The following is an 18,094-nucleotide window of genomic DNA, read 5'->3' on the forward strand; positions in this document are numbered from 1 at the left end:
ACGGCCGCCGCGAACACGATAGAGACAGTCGATGACCGCTGGTGAGAAATGGTCTCCGTCCGAAAAGAAAGTCGCCCGCACTGCCTATGACGCAGCGCTGAAGGTGGCGCTCGACAAGACGTTGGCTGAACTCAAGAGCAGGGCCCACGTTGCGGCAACGCCTTCCGAAATATGGGATGTCGAAGACTTTCTGCGGCAGCAGCGACGGAAGATCGACTATTCACAGCTAATACAGGTCTTCGCCAATCTCATCCGGCAAGGCTATCTCGAGGAGAATCTCCTTGTTGGCTTGTCGGAAGACAAGCGGCAAACGATCCGAAAATACGCCAGCTGGAATCGCGAAGGGTAGGGGTCCTCTTCGGGGACCTTGGCGCTGCATTCAAACTGGACCATTCACCATCTTCGCGCGCGCCGCGCAGCTCGAGTTCAGCCGTGGCGTGCCTCCGTGGCATCGGCGGTCCCGCCTCTGTCCTTGTCGTCCTGCGCCATCGCCAGCGGCGCACCCGGTTCGCCTTCCCACAGGATCAGGCTGGCGGCGCCGATCAGCCCGGCGCGGTCGCCGAGTTCAGCCTGCACGATCGGCACGTCGCGATAGGCCGGCATCGCCCGCTGCTGGATGACCGCTCTGATCGACGGTGCCAGAAGGTCGAACCCGTTGGAAAGGCCGCCACCCATGACAATCAGATCGGGCGAATAGAGATGCAAGAGATTGGTGAAGCCGATGCCCAGCCATTTTGCTTCCGCCTCGATCAGGTCGAGAGCGTTGGCGTCGCCGGCCTTGGCAGCCTCTACGACATGCCTGGCCGAGACGTCACCGTCATTTGACAGCCGTCGTAAGAGCGAGCCGTCGCCGGGCGCGGTCAATCGCGTCGCGCGGCGGCCAAGCGCGGTTCCCGATGCGACAGCCTCGAAGCAGCCGATGGCGCCGCAGAAGCAGCGGTCGCCTTCGCCGGTGATGGTCATGTGGCCGATCTCAGCCGCCAGTCCGCGCCTGCCGTGATAGATGTGGCCATCGGCGACGACGCCGCCGCCAATGCCGGTCGATACGGTCACGAACACCAGCGATCCGCTGCCGCGTCCGGCGCCAAAACGCCATTCGCCGAGCGCCGCCGCATTGGCGTCGTTTTCCAGCCGCACCGGCAGGCCGAAATGCTGCCCCAGAATGTCGATCAGCGGCACGTCGTGCCAGCCGGCCAGCGTCGGCGGCGCGATCACGATGCCCGCCTTGGGGTCGAGCGGTCCCGGCGCGCCGACGCCGATGCCGGCGACGTTTGCCTGCGGGTGTTCCCTAAGCAGCGTGCCTGCCAGAGCGACGATCTGGCCGATCACCGCCTCCGATCCCGCACCGGCAAGCGTCGGCGCTGAAGCATGAGCGACGATGCGGCCATCGCTTTCGACCAGCGCACCGCGCAGCGCCGTGCCGCCGAGATCGAAGGCCAGCGCAAGCTTGGTCATCAGGCGGCGACCTCCAGCCCGTGCAGCCAGGCCATGCGCCGGGCAAGGTCGGGATCGCCGAAGGCCAGCGAGCCCAGCACCACGGTTTCCGCACCTGCGGCGCGCAGCAGCGGCACGGTCTCGTGGCGGATGCCGCCATCGGCGGCGAGCACGATGTCGGCCTCGCGGCCGGCTTTGCGCATCAGCGCGCGCGCCTCGATCAGGCGCGGACACGCCTGCTCCGACAGGCTCTGGCCCTTGACGCCGATGGAGGTGCCGAGCAGCGTCACGAACGCCACTTCCGCCAGGAAGGGCGTGACGGCCGCGACCGGTGTTTCCAGCCGCAGTACCACGCCGGCCTCGGCCCCGAGTTCATGCGCCAGTTTCACGGCGCGCAGGCCGGTCTCGCCGTTTTCGGCGTGCACGCTGATCAGGTCGGCGCCGGCCTCGATGAACTGGCGCGTCTGTTCTTCGACGATCTCGGCTTCGACCATCAAATGGACATGGATCGGCTTCGCGGTGAGCTTGGCGATGCGCGCCACCAGGTCCGGGAAGAACAGGAAGCCAGGGGTGAAGCGGGCGTCGGCGACGTCGATATGATGGACATCGGCATGGGTCTCGATGCGCTTCAAATCGCGCTCCATGTTGGCGAGGTCGGCCGACCACAGCGAGAACTCGCCGATCAGCCGGTTGCGCGGCAGGGCAGCGATCGCGGCGGGGCCGGACAGGGGCTTGTTCGTCGTCATCGTCTCAGGCTCCGTAGCCGCGCATTGTCTGGCGGTTGGTTTTGACGGCGCCAGCAGGGTCGGCGGCGGCCGTTTCGGATTCTTCCTCCAGCACCAGCCAGCCGTTGAAATTGGGTGCAGCACCAGCGATCTCGATCACTTTGGCCGTGTCACAGACGCCCTTGCCGAGCATCGCCCAGGTTCCATTCGCGTCAACATCCTTCAGATGCACATAGCGGATGCGGTCGCGATAAGTGGTGAGCGTATCCGCCATGTCCTGGCCACCGCGCAAGATGTGGCCGGTGTCGGGCACCCAGCCCACCAGCGAGGCGTCGAGCAGCCCGAAGATGCGGTCGTAGTCGGCGCGGTCGAACAGCAGCGTGTTGTGATGCGAGCTTGGATGCACCGCGACCTGGACGCCGGCCTCGCGCCCGAGCTCGCCGGCTTTGTTGTAGACCTCGGCGGCGATGGCAAACTTGTCGTCGCGCGGCCCGTCGGAAACGATCGTGGCCGAGCCCATCGACACCAGCGCGCCGGGAAAGGCGGCGGCGAAGTCGATCCAGCGTTTGGCGGTCTCGAGATCGGCGCCGATCTCATCCCTGAGCGTGAAACCGCTCTTGGAGCCGAAGGCGAAGGAGACGAGCGTCAGCCCGGATGATTTCAGCGCGGCCGCGAACTCCTTTGGCTTGCCGGCATAGCGGCCGATCATCGTGTCGGTAATCTCGATGCCGGCATAGCCGCCATCGGCGATCGCCTTGAGCAGATCGTCCGGGCCGCCGGCGAAGCGGTCCCCGAGCATTTCCCAGGTAAAGGTCTGGCAGCCGACTTTCAGGTCTTTCACGGTCATCCTTTCATTCCTTGATCCACCTCCGTTGGAGGGATACCCTACTTGACCGAGCCCGCGGTCATGCCGGCGAGGAAGAACCTCTGGGCAACCAGGTAGATGACCAGGAGCGGCAGCGAGCCGAGCACGCTCATCGCCATCATCTGGTTCCATTCGAAGGCGTGTTGCCCCATCAACAACTGGATGCCGATCGGGACGGTGCGCATGGACGTCGACTTCGTCAGTGTCAGCGCAAAGAGAAATTCGTTCCAGCACAACAGGAAGGTGTAGACCGACGTCGCCACGATACCAGGCAGTGAAATCGGGACGATCACCCGCCACAGTGCGGTCCAACTGGTGCCGCCGTCGACAGCCACCGCTTCATCGAGGTCGCGGGGCAAGGTGTTCAGATATCCCGTCATCAGCAGGATCGCATAGGGCAGCGTAAACACCAGATAGGTCAGGATCAGCGCGACATAGGTGTCGAAGATGCCATACGAGACGACAAGCCCGAAGAAGGGGATCAAAAGCGTGATCGGCGGGATCGTCTGCGTGCTGATGATGAGAGTGTTGAGGCTGCCCTTGCCGCGGAAATTGAAACGGCTGAACCCATAGGCCGCCAGCAAGGCGATCAGCACCGTCAGCACGGTCACCGCTCCGGCGACGAAGTAGCTGTTGAAGAAGAAGCGCAGCTTTACCGGATCACCAAGGATGGCCGCATACGCTTCCAGCGTGAAGGCCTTCGGCAGGACGGTTGGCGGCAGGGCGAAGATTTCGGTATTCGACTTGAACGAGCTGCTCAGCATCCAGTAGATCGGGAAGGCCGCGAACAAGAGGCCTGCGGCAAGCGCGACATGGAGCGCGGCGGTGATCAGCCTGTCTTTCGGTGTGTGTCTTTTCCTCATGTGACTACCGAGCCTTTTGATAGCGGATGTAGAACAGCGTCAGGCCGAGAGAGATCAGCAGGATGACCACGGCGCTCGCCGAGGCCTGCGACAGGTTGTAGCTCGAAAACGCCAGCTTGTACGTGTAGGTGCTGAGGACCTCGGTCGAGTAGATCGGACCGCCACCCGTCGTTATCCAGATCAATGGAAAGACCTGCATGGTCCAGATGAAGTCGAGCAGCGAGATGCTGATGATGATCGGCATCAGCTGCGGAATGGTGATGAAGATCAGCTTCTGGTAGGCCTTCGCGCCGTCGATATCGGCGGCCTCGTAGAAATCCTTGGGAATGCCCTGCAAGCCTGCGAGCAGGCTGACCATGAAAAGCGGGTAGCCCGCCCAGATATTGGCGAAGGTGACGGCGTGCAGCGCGGTCGCGGGCGAGGAAAACCACTCGACCTTGGAACCGATGATGCCGATCTGCATGAGAACACTGTTCACGACACCATTCGGCTCAAGCAGAAGGCGCCAGATCACCGCGATAATCACCGCGGTGAACAGCCAGGGCAGTATGTACAGCACGCGCAGGATGTTGCGCAGCGTCGGATTGATGCGGTCGCTGTTCAGCATGAGTGCGAAGAGCATGCCGATGGTCATATGGAAGACGACACTCATGCAGGTGAAGTAGAGCGTGTGCCACAGCGAGGCCCAGAACACCGGATCGGCAAAGATCGCCTGGTAGTGTTTCAATCCGGCAAAGGACGGGTCGCGACGCAGCACCGCGCTGTTCTGGAACGAATAGCCAATCACCGTCACCATCGGCAGCAGCATCAGAAGGCCGATTATGAGGAGCGAGGGTGACAGATAGAGATAGGGTGCGACCGCTCGTTTCAGTCGATCGTGGGAGCGCTTCTGCCCGGTCATGTGCCACCCCTGGGGTATGCCTTCAAGAGGAAGGTGCGCTTCGCAAACAGGTCCATCTCAAATTGCCGATCCGTTGTTGACGGGTGGCCTGGCCGAGGCCGGGCCACCCGGCGGAAGATAGCAAACGGGAACAGGCAGCTCAGAATTTCTCCACCCAGCCCTTTTGAGCGTTGGCTGCGGCTTGTTCCGGAGACTGCTCGCCGGCGAGCATCTTCTGGGCTTCCACATCGAACTTGGTCATCAGGTCTTCGGCCACCGGCAGCCCCGTGAACTCGTTGGCGAGATAGCCGGTCTTGAAGATTTCGAAAGCCTTGGCGAAAGCCTTGTCCGAGGTCACGAAATCGGGCTTGGCGTTGACGTTGCCCGGGAAAGCGTTTGCAAGCGACACGAGCTTGGCATTCACCTTTTCACTCATCAGATATTGGACGAGCTTCCAGGCTTCATCCTGATGTTTCGAGGCGGCGGAGATGCCGATGCCCCAGGAGGCATAGGGAAGGCCGCGCTTGCCGTTGTAGTCCGCCACGACCGGGACCGGGATGAGGTCGAAGTTCAGCTTGGGATTGCGTTTGCGGATGAGATTCACATGCGCGAGCGAGTCGATCATCATTCCGACCCGATCGTTGACGAATTCCTCGACCTTTTCCTGCTCGGTCTTGGTGGCAATGCCGGGCGAGATGACGCCGGCGTCGTTCAGCGATTTGACGAAAGTGAGCATATCGACGACCGGCTTGCCCTCGAGAGCCGGCTTGCCTTCAACCATCATCGATTGACCCGAGGCCCAGACCCACGACATCAGGTCGTTCTGGACACCGGACGGCGTTTGCAGCGACAGGGGCAGCACCCAGCCATACTGGTTCTTGTCGGCATGGGTCATCTTCTTGGCGGCTTCGAGAAACTCCGCGCGGGTCGACGGCAGCTTGGTGACGCCTGCCTGGGCGGCGAGGTCCAGATTGACGAAGACCGGATAGACGAACGAAGCCACGGGAAACATCACCGCCTTGCCGTCCACCTTGATGATATCCGCGACCTGGGTCTTGTCAAACCCGCTCGCATCCATCATCGGGTTCATGTCGGCCAGCGCACCCTGCGCGTTCAGATTGTTCACCCAGGCGCCGTCGAGACCGACGACGTCGCTGAGCGTTCCGGTTGCGGCGCCGACCGAGATCTGGTCTCGCGTAGTCGCATAGGGACCGCTGACCAGCGTCACCTTGATGCCGGGGTTTGCAGCCTCGAAGTCGTTCATGATTGCCCTGAGCGATCCCGCCGGCAATTCGGGCTCCCACCATTGGGTGAATTCCAGCGTCGTGTCCGCCATGGCGCCGGTTGCACCAAGCAACCATGCGGCCGCGGCTATTTTCAGCATCGCGGGTCGTATCCGAAACATCATTTTCTCCTCCTTCTTCAAGGTCGGCCGCACAATGCGGACGATCGTCTGTTCATTCAGAAGCCTTCTTGTATCTTCCGCAGGCACCTCGCTCCCGCCCGCGGTCTTCCGCAGATCTTCAGATCGCCAGATGCGTTTCGGGATCGAAGAAATGGAACTTGGCATCATCCACGGCCAACCGGATTTCCGAGCCGGAGCGGACGGCGCTGATCGGCTCGAACCTCGCCACCGCGTTCGACGCCAGGCCGAAATCGTCCACCGCATCCGGATCGCCGGAGTCCACCCGGACCGCGTCGATGTTCATGTGGACGATCTGTTCGGAGCCGAGTTCCTCGATCGAGGTCACCCTGGCCGGTATCGTCTGATACTTGCGACCGGATTCAAGGCTGCTGTCATAAAGATCCTCCGGTCTGATCCCGAACACGACCTTGCGCCCCGCATACGACCTCAAGGCCGGCCTGCGCACGAAGGCTGCATCCTGCAGCCGGACGGCGAAGTCGCGAAAAGCGAGCTCGCCGCCCTTCAGGGTCGCCTCGAAAAGGTTCATCGAAGGAGAGCCGATGAAGCCGGCAACGAAGGCGTTAACCGGCGATTCATAGAGCCTCTTGGGTGTGTCGACCTGCTGCAGCACACCGCCTTTCAACACCGCGACTCTGTCGCCCATCGTCATCGCTTCGATCTGATCGTGGGTCACGTAAATGGTCGTGACGCCGAGCTGCTTTTGCAGGCTGGTGATTTCGGCGCGCATTTGCACACGCAGTTTCGCATCCAGATTGGAAAGCGGCTCGTCCATGAGAAAGGCGGCCGGCTCGCGCACCATGGCGCGGCCCATGGCAACCCGTTGACGCTGCCCGCCTGACAGGTTCGCGGGTTTGCTGTCCAGCAAAGACGTCAGCTGAAGAGTTTTGGCGATCTCGTCCACGCGCTTCTTGCGCTCGGCCTTCGGCTTGCCTGCCAGCCGCATCGAAAAGGCGATGTTTTCGGATACCGTCATATGCGGGTAGAGCGCGTAGCTCTGGAACACCATCGCGATGTCGCGGTCCTTGGGCGGCATGTCGACGACGTCGACCCCGCCGATCCGAAGGCTGCCGCTGGTGATGTCTTCCAACCCCGCGATCATTCGCAACGCCGTGGATTTGCCGCAGCCGGAAGGCCCGACGAGGATCAAGAACTCGCCGTCCTTGACCGACAGGTTCAACTGGTCGATTGCGCGAAAACTGTTCCCGTAGGTTTTGCAGATCTTCTCAAGAATGACTTCTGCCATATTCCTCCCTCCACAAGTATAAGCCCTGATTTTTATGATTCTCCTGGGCTTGTGTTCGCCTGCGAAATGTTTCGTCGGATCGTTTCAGGTCATGCTCCAGCATCCACATGCGCATTTTTCAGGTCGACTGCTGACGGCGCGTTCGCCGATGCCAGGAGTTGCGTGACCTGGTCCTCGGTCGGAAGCGCCTCGCGCCCGCCACGCCCCGTTATCGAAACGGCCGCCGCCGCGGCCGCGAATGCGATCCGGCCCGCGGTGTCGGCTCCGCGCGTCAACGCATGGGCATAGGCGCCATGAAAGCAGTCACCCGCGCCCGTGGAGTCGACGACCGCAACCCGGTGCGGGGGCAGGTGCCAGAGACCTGTCTCTTCACGGCCGCGATAGTACACACCCCTGCCTCCATCGGTCAGAACCACGGCGGATCGCGATGGCAACCACAAGGCATCGAGCATCTCGGCAGGCGATCGGCGCCCCGTGGCAGTCCGTGCAAAGCTAAGTGGAAGAATGAGATGGTCGCAGAGCGCGATCAGCCGTTCCGTGGCGGGACCGCTGCTCCATTCGATGTCGCCCAGGATCGCAAGGCCGAGATCGCGAGCCCGAGCCACGACATCCAGCGACCCGGTCGCATAGCTATCGACGATCAGGACGGTCGCGCGGCTGAGGATATCGTCCGGAAAGTCCGGAGCGGTGCCCAGCATCGCATCGTCGTCATACGCGATGAACCGTTCCCCATCCGAGCCGACGGTGATCCGCGAGTGCACCGGGCGCGCGTCGGGATGGCGCGGCGCGAATGCGGTTTCGATACCGCTCGCCACGAGATCGAGCAGAACGGCGTCGTCCGCGGCACTGGCCAGCCATCCGACGAAACCGGCGGTTCCGCCGAGCCGCGCGACGGCGGCAAGCGCCGTCGCGACATTTCCCCCGAAAGCGCGGGTACTTTGCAGAACCTTACCCTTGCCCGCCGACAATGGCTGATCGACGTAGACGATGTCGTCTATCGCAATAGCGCCGAAGCCGAGGGTGGCGGGGATGGTGGGCATCGTTCAGGCGCCCGCCTTCGCCAAGGCGTCTTGCGCCGAAAGGCCGTCATGGATGACGCCGCGAAAGGCAAGCGCTGCCTTCTCCGGATCGCCGTGCCCCCAGAGATTGCGGCCTACCACGGCGCCGCGCGCGCCGGCACGGATGGCGTCCGCCGTCTGCTGAAGCGCGCCGAGCAGCGTATCGGTCTTTGGCCCCCCCGCGATGACAACCGGCACCGGGCAGGTCCGGACGGTCTCTTTGAATGACTCGAAATCCCCGGTGTAGCCGATCTTGATCACGTCGACGCCGGACTCGTAGCCGATGCGCGCCGCGTAGGCGATCTCGTCGGGGGTGAAGACGATTTTTGCCCCATCGGTGAAGTCGCGAGGGTAGATATGCGCCACCACGGGCATGCCGTAGCGGGCTGCTGCATTCACCGAATCGGTCAGCCAGCGTATGTATTTGCCCTCCGTCGCGCCGCGCACCGGAATGGCCACGGCCAACGCATCGGCGCCCGCCCGCACCGCATCCTCGGGCGTCGCGATCAACTCGCTGATGCGATCGTCCGCAGTGAAGCAGCCCGCCTGAATCACCAGGGAAGCTTTGCCCGCATATTGCGGCCACAGATGGCGCGCGGTGCCAGGCTGGATGCTGACGTAGTCGGGTTTGCCCGCCATGACGCGTGCGAGCGCACCCGGCAGGTCGGCAAGGCCGCCTTTGCGCACGTCGCCATAGCCGACGAAGTGGTCGACCGCGCCGCCAAAAAGGTTCCCCGATGGATGCGAGAAGAGGCGCGCGAGACGCACCTTGGTTCCTAGGCTCATGAGTCCAAAATTCCCTGATCGGTTGATTTAAAAAAGCTCAATCCAGTGTTTCCGAAAGAAAAAGGAAAAACAATCTTTCGAAAGCTTTCGAATCTGCATATTTCCGGTAAGGTGAGCCGAGGCCGGCGCGATTGCTCGGCGCAGGCAGGCAAGGGCCGGGCAATGTTGTCGGAGCAGAGACGCCAATCGATCCTGGGCGAGGTGCAACGCAGCGGACAGGTTCGCATCAAGGACCTGTCGGACGGGTTTGGCGTGTCGGAGGTCACGGTGCGCTCCGACCTCGAAATACTGGACCGCAAGGGACTGCTGACCAAGACCCGTGGAGGAGCGGTGACCCGGACTACCGATTCGACGACGGCCGCGTTCGCCCGCCGGATGCAAACGAACCTCGACGCAAAGAAGCGCATCGCCCGGGCGGCGCTGGACCTGTTCGAGGACAACCAATCGGTCATCTTCGACGGTGGCTCGACCTTGATGCAGCTTGCCATGCAGTTACCGCCGCTCAGCAATGTCGTGGTCGCGGCCACGGCCATGAATATCGTGCAGCATCTTATGCACCGTCCCGGGCTCGACGTTCATATGATCGGCGGCCGGGTCTATCCCGACACGGTGAGCACGCTGATCACCGATGCCGATACGGCTCTCGGCGGCCTGGTAGCGCACCAGGTCTTTGTTGGGGCGCATGCGATAGACTCGTCACTGGATGTGGTCGACGTGAACGAAGACATGGCGCGGACGAAGCGAAACCTCGTTCGCATGGCCCGGCGCGTTGTCTTGCTCGCCGATTCGAGCAAATGGGGCGTCAGCGGGACGTCCAAGGCATTTTCGCTGTCGGCCGTCGATGTGGTGATCACCGACGATGGCCTGCCCGGTCCAATACGCGGTGAGCTTGATAGGGTCGGGGCCAAGGTGATCTATGCCTGAAGCCGTCCCGGTCTCTGATGCGCGACGGAAGACGCGCATGACCCACGGGCTTCGCAGCGGCCGTCGGCCGTTTTTCATGCCGGTCATGTTCTCCTCCTCGCGCTGGCGGCCTCCCAATGCGCGCCAGAATTATCATAAGCTCTATAAAAATCTTACGCGCGTCAACATTTAAAATCCTGTATAGCGGATTGCGGGGGGGCGTGGGAACTGCAACGGTTCGTGCAGCATGCCCTTGGCTTCGGAGGAAAGCTGGAAATGCACGGAAAGTCAGAGACAAAGCTCGGCATCGGTGTCATCGGCTGCGGCAACATCTCGATGACCTATCTGCGCAATGCAGCTCTCTTCGGTGGTGTCGAGCTACGCGCCTGCGCCGACATTTCCGCTGACATGGCCGAGCTGCGCGCCAGCGAATACGGCATCCGAGCGATTGGCGTCGACACGCTGCTCGCCGACCCCGACATCGACCTCGTGCTGAACCTGACCATCCCGGCGGCGCATTTCGACATTTCGTTGTCAGCGCTCTCGGCGGGCAAGCATGTCTTCACCGAAAAGCCGCTGGCAACCTCTGCCGCCGACGGCCGCCGGCTTGTCGCCGAGGCGGCCAAGCGCGGCCTGCTGATCGGCTCGGCGCCGGACACATTCCTGGGTGCAGCCGGCCGCCGCGCGCGCCGGCTGATGGATGCCGGCGCCATCGGCAAGCCGGTGACCGGCACCGCTTTCATGATGGGGCGCGGCATGGAGCATTGGCATCCCAATCCGCAATTCTATTATCAGCCCGGCGGCGGTCCGGTGTTCGACATGGGTCCCTATTACCTGACCGTGCTGGTCAATCTGCTCGGGCCGGTCGAGCGCGTCATGGCGATGGCGACGCGCGGCCAGGAGGAGAGGCTGATCACGGCCGACGGGCCGTTCAAGAACACGACATTCAAGGTCGGCACGCCGACCAACATAATGTCGCTGCTCGAATTCCGCTCGGGCGCCACCGTCACCTTCGGCGCCTCATGGGATGTGTTCAAACACTCCAACCATCCGATCGAACTGCACGGGACCGAAGGCTCGCTCAGGCTGCCCGATCCCGACACGTTCGGCGGCACGGTCTCGCTGTCGGAACGTGGCGCCGACTGGGCCGATTTCGCCAGCGAGAGCGAACTCTACGGCGCCCGCAACTGGCCCTATGCGGCGCCCGACCGCGCCAATTACCGCATGCTCGGCGTCGCCGATCTGGCGCGCGCGCTAGCCACGGGCAGAAAGCCGCGCGCCTCCGGTGAGCTGGCGCTGCATGTGCTTGAGATCATGGAGGCGATCCTGGCTTCGGGCGAAAGCCGTGGCTCGGTTGCCGTCAACGGCACGGTCGACCAGCCGCCGCTGCTTGGCGAAGACGAAGCCGCAACCCTGCTTGCCTGACGGGAGATTCGTCCGTGACATCGCCACCGTCCCCGTCGACACTCGATCCGGAGGCCCGGCATGTGCTCGAGCTCGGCAGCCAGGCCGGCGCGCCGCCGTTCGAAACGGGAACGCCTGAGCAGGCGCGCCGTGCCTACAATGAAGGCTTCCCGACCCTGCAAGGCGAGCGCGAGCTGGTCGCGTCGATCAGCGAGCGCATCATTGCAGGACCCGGCGGTCCGCTGAGGCTCAGGATCTATCGCGGGCAGGGCGCGCCTTCGGCAGGCGCTCCGGCGCTGCTCTATCTCCATGGCGGCGGCTGGGTGATCGGCAATCTCGACTCGCATGACGAGATCTGCCGCTGGTTCGCCAACGAGGCAGTCGCTGTCGTCGTTTCCGTCGACTACCGGCTGGCGCCGGAACACAAGTTCCCGGCGGCAATAGAGGATTGCCGAGCGGCACTTGCTTACATGCAAAGCGCCGCGGACGAGCTCGGCATCGAGGCTGCCCGCATTGCGGTTGCCGGCGACAGCGCCGGCGGCAATCTCGCTACGGTGCTCGGCCTGCTCACGCGGGGGGACAAAAATCCGCCGGCAGCGCAGCTGCTGTTTTATCCCAACACCGATGCCGGGCAGACGACGGACAGCTATCGCCGCTTCGCCATAGGCTTTGGCCTGACCGCCTCGACCATGGCCTGGTTCCGCGACCATTATATCCGCAATGCCGCCGACATCGGCGACTGGCGTACCTCACCGCTGAAGGCGGAAAGCCTCGCCGGTGCGCCGCCCACCTTCATCGCCATCGCCGGTCACGACATCCTCGCCGACGAAGGCGGGGCCTATGCCAGGCGTCTGCAGCAGGCCGGCGTGCCCGTCGTGCTGGAACACTGGCCCGGTCAGATCCACGGCTTCGTCTCGATGGGCCGTCACGGCCCGGCAGCGAGACAGGCGGTTGCCGCCGCCATTGCCGCGTGGCGAAGCTTCGATCCTGCCTTTGGAAAGGCTCAAGCGGACTGACGCATCACCAGGGCGGCGTCGAGGCTGACCTTCGGCGCGACGTTTGCCCTATCCTCGTTGAGCAAAGCGAGCAGTGTCTCGACGCTGCGCCCCGCCATGGCGGCAAAATCCTGCGCGATGGTGGTCAGTGCGGGGCAGGTGTAGCGGCTCAGCGGATGGTCGTCATGGGCGGCGATACGCAGGTCGCAATCGGCCTTGCGGCCGATCTTCAGCCCTTTCGCGAAGGCTGCCGCCATCACGCCGAAGGCCAGGCGGTCATTCGCACACAGTATGGTCTTGCCGGGCAGACCCCCGGTCTTGCCGGGCAGGCCTCTGGTCTTGCCCGGCAGGCCGCTGGCCCCGAGCATCTGTTCCATCTGCTCGTAGCCGATGCGCTCGAAATCCCATGTGTAGTCTCGGGTGTTGCCGATAACCACCGGCTCCTGGCCAAGCTGACGCATCGCGGCGACGTAACTGTTCAGGCGCTCCGGCGAATTGTGATTGACATGCGGGATGTCGAAATAGATCGGGGCGTCGCCGGAGCGGCAGAGATAGTCGACGATGGTCGAGACGCTCTGGGCATTGTTGTTGCCGACAAAGGGCGTGCCGCCTTCAAGATAGGTGTCGAAATAGACGACCGGCATTGTCTGGGTCAGCTTCTCCAGCGTGCGCCGGTCCGAACGCAAGCCGAGCGGCGCGATCAGCGCGCCCGAAACTTTCAGCGACAGGATGGTACGTGTCGCCTCCATTTCGAGCTCGGTTGAGCCATGCGAGGAGATGACGATCGGCCAGTAGCCCTCGTCGCGCAGCCTGAGCTCGATGCGGCTGACCATTTCGGAATAGAAGGGATCGGTGACCGTCGGTACGACAATGCCGATGGCGCGGGTGCGCTTGCGGTTGAGGTTGCGGGCAAACAGATTGGGCTGGTAGTCGGACGACCGCAACGCCTCTTCGATGCGCTTGCGCGTTGCCGGCTTCACGCTGGTCGGATCGTCGAAATATTTCGACAGCGTCGGCCTGGAGACGCCGCAGGAGCGGGCGAAATCCTCCATCGTCTTGTGCGTCATTGGCATTCAATCCTCGTCTGGCACGCGCCAGAACCTCGGTCATCCCTTGACGCTGCCCACGGTCCTGCAGCCGGCGCGTCCGCCACGCAACGGCAGACGAAATTTACAGGAAACGTCAGTGGGTTCAACGCGCAATGACAGATTATACCGTGCGTAAATTTGTTCAATTGACGCGAAAATTGTCGCGCATCAAAGTCTCGGTCACAAAGAGCGCTGAAACAGTCCAGGCACCATGACACAACAGATCGATCGGCTTCTTTCCCAGCTTTATCGTCGGCTCGATGCCGCCGCGGTTGTGATCGGCGATGCTATCGATCCGCGCTACAGCGACGACCTCTCCGGCAAGGGCGGCGGCCAGCCCGAACTGGTCTTGCGTCCGCGCAACGCCGCCGACGTCGCCGAAATCCTGCGCCTATGCAGTGGTATCGGCCAGAAGCTGGTCGTCCATGGTGGCCGCACCGGGCTGGCAGGCGGCGCGCGCGTGCAGCCGGGCGAAGCGGTGCTGTCGCTGGAGCACATGACCGCGGTCGGAGCGCCCGACCGCGCCGCGGCAACCATCATCGCAGAGGCCGGCGCGCCGCTGCAAATGGTGCAGGAAGCGGCCGATGCAGCCGGCCTGATGTTCGGCGTCGATATCGGCGCGCGCGGCACGGCGACGGTCGGCGGCAACATCGCCACGAATGCCGGCGGCATTCGCGTGCTGCGCTACGGCATGTACCGCGCCCAGGTTCTGGGGCTGGAGGCCGTGCTTGCCGACGGCTCGATCCTGACTTCGTTGCGTGGCCTGGCCAAGGACAATTCGGGATACGATCTCAACCAGCTTTTCATTGGCAGCGAAGGCACGCTGGGCGTGGTTACTCGCGCATGCCTGCGGTTGCATCCCAAGCCCGCCACCGAGGTTGCCGCATTCTGCGCGCTTGGCTCGCTGGGGGCGGCCATTGCGCTGCTCGACCTGCTCAAGCAGCGGCTCGGTCCCTTGCTGTCAGCCTATGAGGTGAATTTCTCGCCGCTCTACGGCGCCATGATTGCCGGCATGGCCGCGCCGGCGCCGCTGCCTGCCGGCGCGCCGGTTTATGTTTTGGCCGAGATCCAGGGCAACCAGGCCGAGCTGGACGGCGAGCATTTCGCTTCGGTGCTGATGCAGGCGGTCGAAGACGGCATCGTCGCCGACGTGGTCGTCTCGCAGTCGCCGCGCGAATTCCGTGCGCTATGGGATGTGCGCGAAGAGGCCAACCGCTTCCTGTTTGCGATCGAGGGCATGATCGGCGTCGACATTAGCATCCCGTTGGCGACCATGGCGGATTTCCTGCGCAACGCCGAAGCCGCGATCCACGCCGTCGACAGCAGCGCCGAGATCTACGTCTTCGGCCATCTCGGCGACGGCAATCTGCACTATCAGGTCGACACCACGGAACCGGCGGCCGCCTATGAGATCATCTATCGCGGCGTGGCGGCATGCGGTGGCGCCGTCTCGGCCGAGCACGGCATCGGCCTCGACAAGAAGAAATGGCTGAACCTCGTGCGCAGCGACGCCGAACTATCAGCCATGCGCCGGCTGAAGGTGGCGTTCGATCCGCACAACATTCTCAACCCAGGGCGGATTTTCGATATCATTTGATCGCCAGGAGGATCTAGCTTGCAACTGGCGAGAGCAGCGCGTGGAAGTCGACCGTTCTCATTTGCTCGATGCCGTCCAGAGTCATATTTCCCGCGACATAGACGATGATCGCCAGACCGAGCCAGCCGATCCAGCGATACCTGGCAAGCAGCGCCGCCACCAGCGTCGAGGCGACCGCCATCAGAACCACCGACAGGATGAGACCGAACACCAGCGCATTCAGGTCGTGGGCGGCGGCGCCCGCCACGGCCAGCACATTGTCCAGCGACATCGAGACATCGGCGACGACGATCTGCAGGATCGCGGTGCGCAGCGCCTTGGCCGGCCGCGCCGTCGCAAGTGCTGCGGCTTCAGTGTCGACGTCCTCGCCGTCGCCGGCCGAGCGCAACTCCTGGAACATGTTCCAGCACACCCAGAACAAAAGCATGCCGCCGACCAGCATGATCCCCGGAATTTCAAGCAGCTGCACCGCGATCACCGCAAAGACGATGCGGATCACCGCCGCCGCGGCAATGCCGGCGATGATCGCCTTCTGCCGCAACGCCTTGGCAAGGCCTGCGGCCGCCATGCCGATCACCACGACATTGTCGCCAGACAGCACAAGGTTGATGGTGATGACTTCAAGATAAGTGGCGACAGTCGTCTGGTCGAAACTCATAGAGCGGTCTCCCCGGAAGGCTCCGGCTGGTTGCGGCGGATCGGACCGATGTCTGCGCAAACGCGAAGACAGCTGATTTGAGTGCAGCCCGGCATTGAAACAAGACGCCAGCGCGGCCAATCGGTTCTCATCCACGGAATTCATCGCCGGGTCGTGATTTCCGACCAGAAATGCCCGTCCCAGAATGCCCATCATGGAAGGGAAGACAAAAGCGTTCCGCTTGCCTATCAATATTGCCCACCAAAGGAGAGACGAGCATGAGCAAGACGGCACTGATTTTCTGGGGCGGATGGGAGGGTCACACGCCGGCCCGCAGCGCCGCTGTCGTCAGCGAGATATTGACCGGGCATGGCTTCGAGGTGCGGATAGAAGAGGGCACATCCGCGCTCGCCGATCCGCAGCTCCCGGTCATCGATCTGATCGTGCCGGTGATCACCATGTCGACGATCGAGAAACCGGAGCTGCAAAACCTCACCGCCGCCGTCAGCGGCGGAACCGGCCTTGCCGGCTTCCACGGCACAATGGGCGACAGTTTTCGCAACGAGCCGAACTATCAGTTCATGACCGGCGGCCATTGGGTCGCGCACCCCGGCGACATCATCGACTACCGTGTCGACATCATCAGCGACGATCCGATCGTCAGGGGTATCGAGGGTTTCGCCTACCATTCCGAGCAGTATTACATGCATGTCGACCCGAGCAACGAGGTGCTGGCGACGACGACGTTCAGCGGTGAGCATCTCGATTTCATCGACGGCGTCGTCATGCCCGTGGTCTGGAAGCGCCGCTACGGCAAGGGCCGCGTCTTCTTCAGCGCGCTCGGCCACACCGCGGATGAGTTTTCCGTGCCGCAAATGCGCACCATCTTCGAGCGTGGGGTGCTGTGGGCCAGCCGGTAACCGGGGCCTGTCCAAGCAAGCAACGGCGATATTACGCCCCCGCTACTCGCTAAGCCGCGGCTAACGCACTATGCTGGCTGAGGTCACGGCATTCGACCGCCGTCATCGCAACTGAAATGTGTTGTCACGGGGGGCATGCATGTTCGGGGTCGTCGGATTAGTAAGGCATGGAAAGTCGTCGCAGCGCTGGCGTCCGCCCGCTCTGGTGGTCGTGGTGTTCGGTCTGTTGCTGCTTGCGCCGCAGGCGGCCAACGCGCAGCCGAACTGGACGCTCGATCCGGCGAATTCGACACTCACCTATCAATCGGTGAAGAAGAACACCATTGTCGAAACCAACAAGATCAGGAACCTCTCGGGCACGCTGACATCGGATGGCGCCGCCAAGGTCACGTTCGACCTCAACTCGGTCGACACCGGTATCGACCTTCGCAATGTCCGCATGCGCTTCCTGTTCTTCGAAACCTTCAAATTCCCGACGGCGGAAGTGACGGCGAAAGTCGATCCCGCCGCTTTTGCCGATCTCGCCACCAAACGGCGCATGAGCGCGCATATCCCGTTTCGCCTGAGCCTGCACGGCGTCGACAAGGACCTTGAGGCCAATGTCGTGGTCACCATGATCACCGACAGCATGGTGTCGATCGCCTCGGAGGCGCCGGTCGCCGTGCATGTCGAGGATTTCGGCCTGTTGCCCAACATCGAAAAACTCCAGCAGGCGGCCAATGTCAGCAGCATCGTCCCGACGGCTTCGGTGTCGTTCGACTTCGTCTTCACCGCTGATGGCGCCAAGCCTGCGGCCACGCCTGCCGTCGCGGCCGCAGCCCCAGCCGATGCCGGGCCGGTCGCCACAGATGCAGGCAAGATGTCCTTCAGCGACGATGAATGCCTGAACAGGTTCGAGGTGCTGTCGCGCACCGGCGCCGTCTATTTTCGCCCAGCCAGCGCTCGGCTCGATGAAAAGAGCCGCCCGCTGCTGGCCGAGGTGGTCGGCGTCGTCGGCAAATGTCCGAAACTGAAGGTCGAGGTTTCGGGCCATACCGATTCCGACGGCTCGCCGACGGCCAACAAGAACCTGTCGGAACGGCGCGCCAAGGCGGTCGCCGACGCGATCATCGCTGCGGGCATTCCATCGGCGCAGATCACGGCTTCCGGCTATGGCGAGGAAAAGCCGGTGGCGCCGAACGATACGCCGAAGAACAAGGCGCTGAACCGGCGGATCGAGTTCTCCGCCACGCCGCTCTCCAACTGAGCCGGTCCTTAACTGAGAAGGCCC

18 protein-coding genes are annotated in these 18,094 nt (G+C 63.0%); 7 read left to right on the plus strand and 11 right to left on the minus strand.

Features of this window, described 5'->3' with window-relative positions; all coding sequences use genetic code 11:
* Nucleotides 1-31 precede the first annotated feature (31 nt).
* On the plus strand, nt 32-349 hold the full coding sequence (frp, locus tag NKH22_RS13165; RefSeq protein ID WP_023820940.1) for a fluorescence recovery protein: 318 nt from the start codon (nt 32-34) through the stop codon (nt 347-349).
* Nucleotides 350-426: 77 nt separating this feature from the next.
* Here frp and NKH22_RS13170 read toward each other — a convergent pair whose 3' ends face one another.
* From NKH22_RS13170 to NKH22_RS13210, 9 genes are all read right to left on the minus strand, one after another.
* A complete protein-coding gene (locus tag NKH22_RS13170; protein WP_023820941.1) occupies nt 427-1,455 on the minus strand; it encodes an ROK family protein in 1,029 nt (342 codons plus the stop codon).
* Nucleotides 1,455-2,180, minus strand: a complete 726-nt coding sequence (locus tag NKH22_RS13175; RefSeq protein ID WP_023714874.1) for a ribulose-phosphate 3-epimerase — start codon at nt 2,178-2,180, stop codon at nt 1,455-1,457. The genes NKH22_RS13170 and NKH22_RS13175 overlap by 1 nt, the downstream gene beginning before the upstream one ends.
* Before the next feature lie 4 nt (nt 2,181-2,184).
* Nucleotides 2,185-3,006, minus strand: a complete 822-nt coding sequence (locus tag NKH22_RS13180) for a sugar phosphate isomerase/epimerase family protein (RefSeq protein WP_023804407.1) — start codon at nt 3,004-3,006, stop codon at nt 2,185-2,187.
* Nucleotides 3,007-3,044: 38 nt separating this feature from the next.
* The gene (locus NKH22_RS13185; protein ID WP_023745614.1) at nt 3,045-3,887 is read right to left on the minus strand and encodes a carbohydrate ABC transporter permease; all 843 of its coding nucleotides are present in this window, start codon (nt 3,885-3,887) and stop codon (nt 3,045-3,047) included.
* A gap of 4 nt (nt 3,888-3,891) precedes the next feature.
* Nucleotides 3,892-4,788 (minus strand): carbohydrate ABC transporter permease, encoded by an 897-nt coding sequence (locus tag NKH22_RS13190; RefSeq protein ID WP_352803449.1) that lies wholly within the window; start codon nt 4,786-4,788, stop codon nt 3,892-3,894.
* A 139-nt stretch (nt 4,789-4,927) separates the two neighbouring features.
* Nucleotides 4,928-6,175, minus strand: coding sequence for an ABC transporter substrate-binding protein (locus NKH22_RS13195; RefSeq protein WP_023820943.1), 1,248 nt, complete (start codon nt 6,173-6,175; stop codon nt 4,928-4,930).
* Nucleotides 6,176-6,290: 115 nt separating this feature from the next.
* The gene (locus tag NKH22_RS13200) at nt 6,291-7,436 is read right to left on the minus strand and encodes an ABC transporter ATP-binding protein (protein WP_023686996.1); all 1,146 of its coding nucleotides are present in this window, start codon (nt 7,434-7,436) and stop codon (nt 6,291-6,293) included.
* 89 nt (nt 7,437-7,525) lie between these two features.
* Nucleotides 7,526-8,476, minus strand: coding sequence for a PfkB family carbohydrate kinase (locus NKH22_RS13205; protein ID WP_023820945.1), 951 nt, complete (start codon nt 8,474-8,476; stop codon nt 7,526-7,528).
* Between the two features lie 3 nt (nt 8,477-8,479).
* Entirely contained in the window at nt 8,480-9,280 is an 801-nt protein-coding gene (locus NKH22_RS13210) for a beta/alpha barrel domain-containing protein (RefSeq protein WP_023667906.1), read from the minus strand.
* Between the two features lie 162 nt (nt 9,281-9,442).
* Here NKH22_RS13210 and NKH22_RS13215 point away from each other — a divergent pair, with 162 nt between their 5' ends.
* The 3 genes from NKH22_RS13215 to NKH22_RS13225 all read left to right on the plus strand — a co-directional run bounded on the left by NKH22_RS13215 (nt 9,443) and on the right by NKH22_RS13225 (nt 12,603).
* Complete coding sequence (locus tag NKH22_RS13215) at nt 9,443-10,204, plus strand: DeoR/GlpR family DNA-binding transcription regulator (protein ID WP_023682641.1); 762 nt, start codon at nt 9,443-9,445, stop codon at nt 10,202-10,204.
* A gap of 255 nt (nt 10,205-10,459) precedes the next feature.
* Entirely contained in the window at nt 10,460-11,608 is a 1,149-nt protein-coding gene (locus tag NKH22_RS13220) for a Gfo/Idh/MocA family protein (protein ID WP_023754006.1), read from the plus strand.
* A gap of 14 nt (nt 11,609-11,622) precedes the next feature.
* Nucleotides 11,623-12,603 (plus strand): alpha/beta hydrolase, encoded by a 981-nt coding sequence (locus NKH22_RS13225; protein WP_023820947.1) that lies wholly within the window; start codon nt 11,623-11,625, stop codon nt 12,601-12,603.
* Here NKH22_RS13225 and NKH22_RS13230 read toward each other — a convergent pair.
* The gene (locus NKH22_RS13230; RefSeq protein WP_031197909.1) at nt 12,591-13,655 is read right to left on the minus strand and encodes a LacI family DNA-binding transcriptional regulator; all 1,065 of its coding nucleotides are present in this window, start codon (nt 13,653-13,655) and stop codon (nt 12,591-12,593) included. The two genes, NKH22_RS13225 and NKH22_RS13230, sit on opposite strands and share 13 nt — an antisense overlap.
* 226 nt (nt 13,656-13,881) lie before the next feature.
* Here NKH22_RS13230 and NKH22_RS13235 point away from each other — a divergent pair, with 226 nt between their 5' ends.
* Nucleotides 13,882-15,267 (plus strand): FAD-binding oxidoreductase, encoded by a 1,386-nt coding sequence (locus NKH22_RS13235; protein WP_352909738.1) that lies wholly within the window; start codon nt 13,882-13,884, stop codon nt 15,265-15,267.
* Between the two features lie 13 nt (nt 15,268-15,280).
* Here the strand turns inward: NKH22_RS13235 and NKH22_RS13240 are convergent, their stop codons facing one another.
* The gene (locus NKH22_RS13240; protein WP_023820949.1) at nt 15,281-15,925 is read right to left on the minus strand and encodes a YjbE family putative metal transport protein; all 645 of its coding nucleotides are present in this window, start codon (nt 15,923-15,925) and stop codon (nt 15,281-15,283) included.
* 257 nt (nt 15,926-16,182) lie between these two features.
* On the opposite strand from NKH22_RS13240, the gene NKH22_RS13245 reads away from it, so the two are divergent.
* Together NKH22_RS13245 and NKH22_RS13250 are read left to right on the plus strand one after the other, a co-directional pair.
* The gene (locus NKH22_RS13245; RefSeq protein ID WP_023820950.1) at nt 16,183-16,824 is read left to right on the plus strand and encodes a ThuA domain-containing protein; all 642 of its coding nucleotides are present in this window, start codon (nt 16,183-16,185) and stop codon (nt 16,822-16,824) included.
* Between the two features lie 139 nt (nt 16,825-16,963).
* Nucleotides 16,964-18,070: an OmpA family protein gene (locus NKH22_RS13250; RefSeq protein WP_023820951.1), complete on the plus strand. Its 1,107-nt coding sequence runs from the start codon at nt 16,964-16,966 to the stop codon at nt 18,068-18,070.
* The last annotated feature ends 24 nt before the right edge of the window (nt 18,071-18,094 follow it).

The organism is Mesorhizobium sp. M1252 (genome assembly GCF_040318265.1).
In the GTDB taxonomy this organism is placed as follows: domain Bacteria; phylum Pseudomonadota; class Alphaproteobacteria; order Rhizobiales; family Rhizobiaceae; genus Mesorhizobium.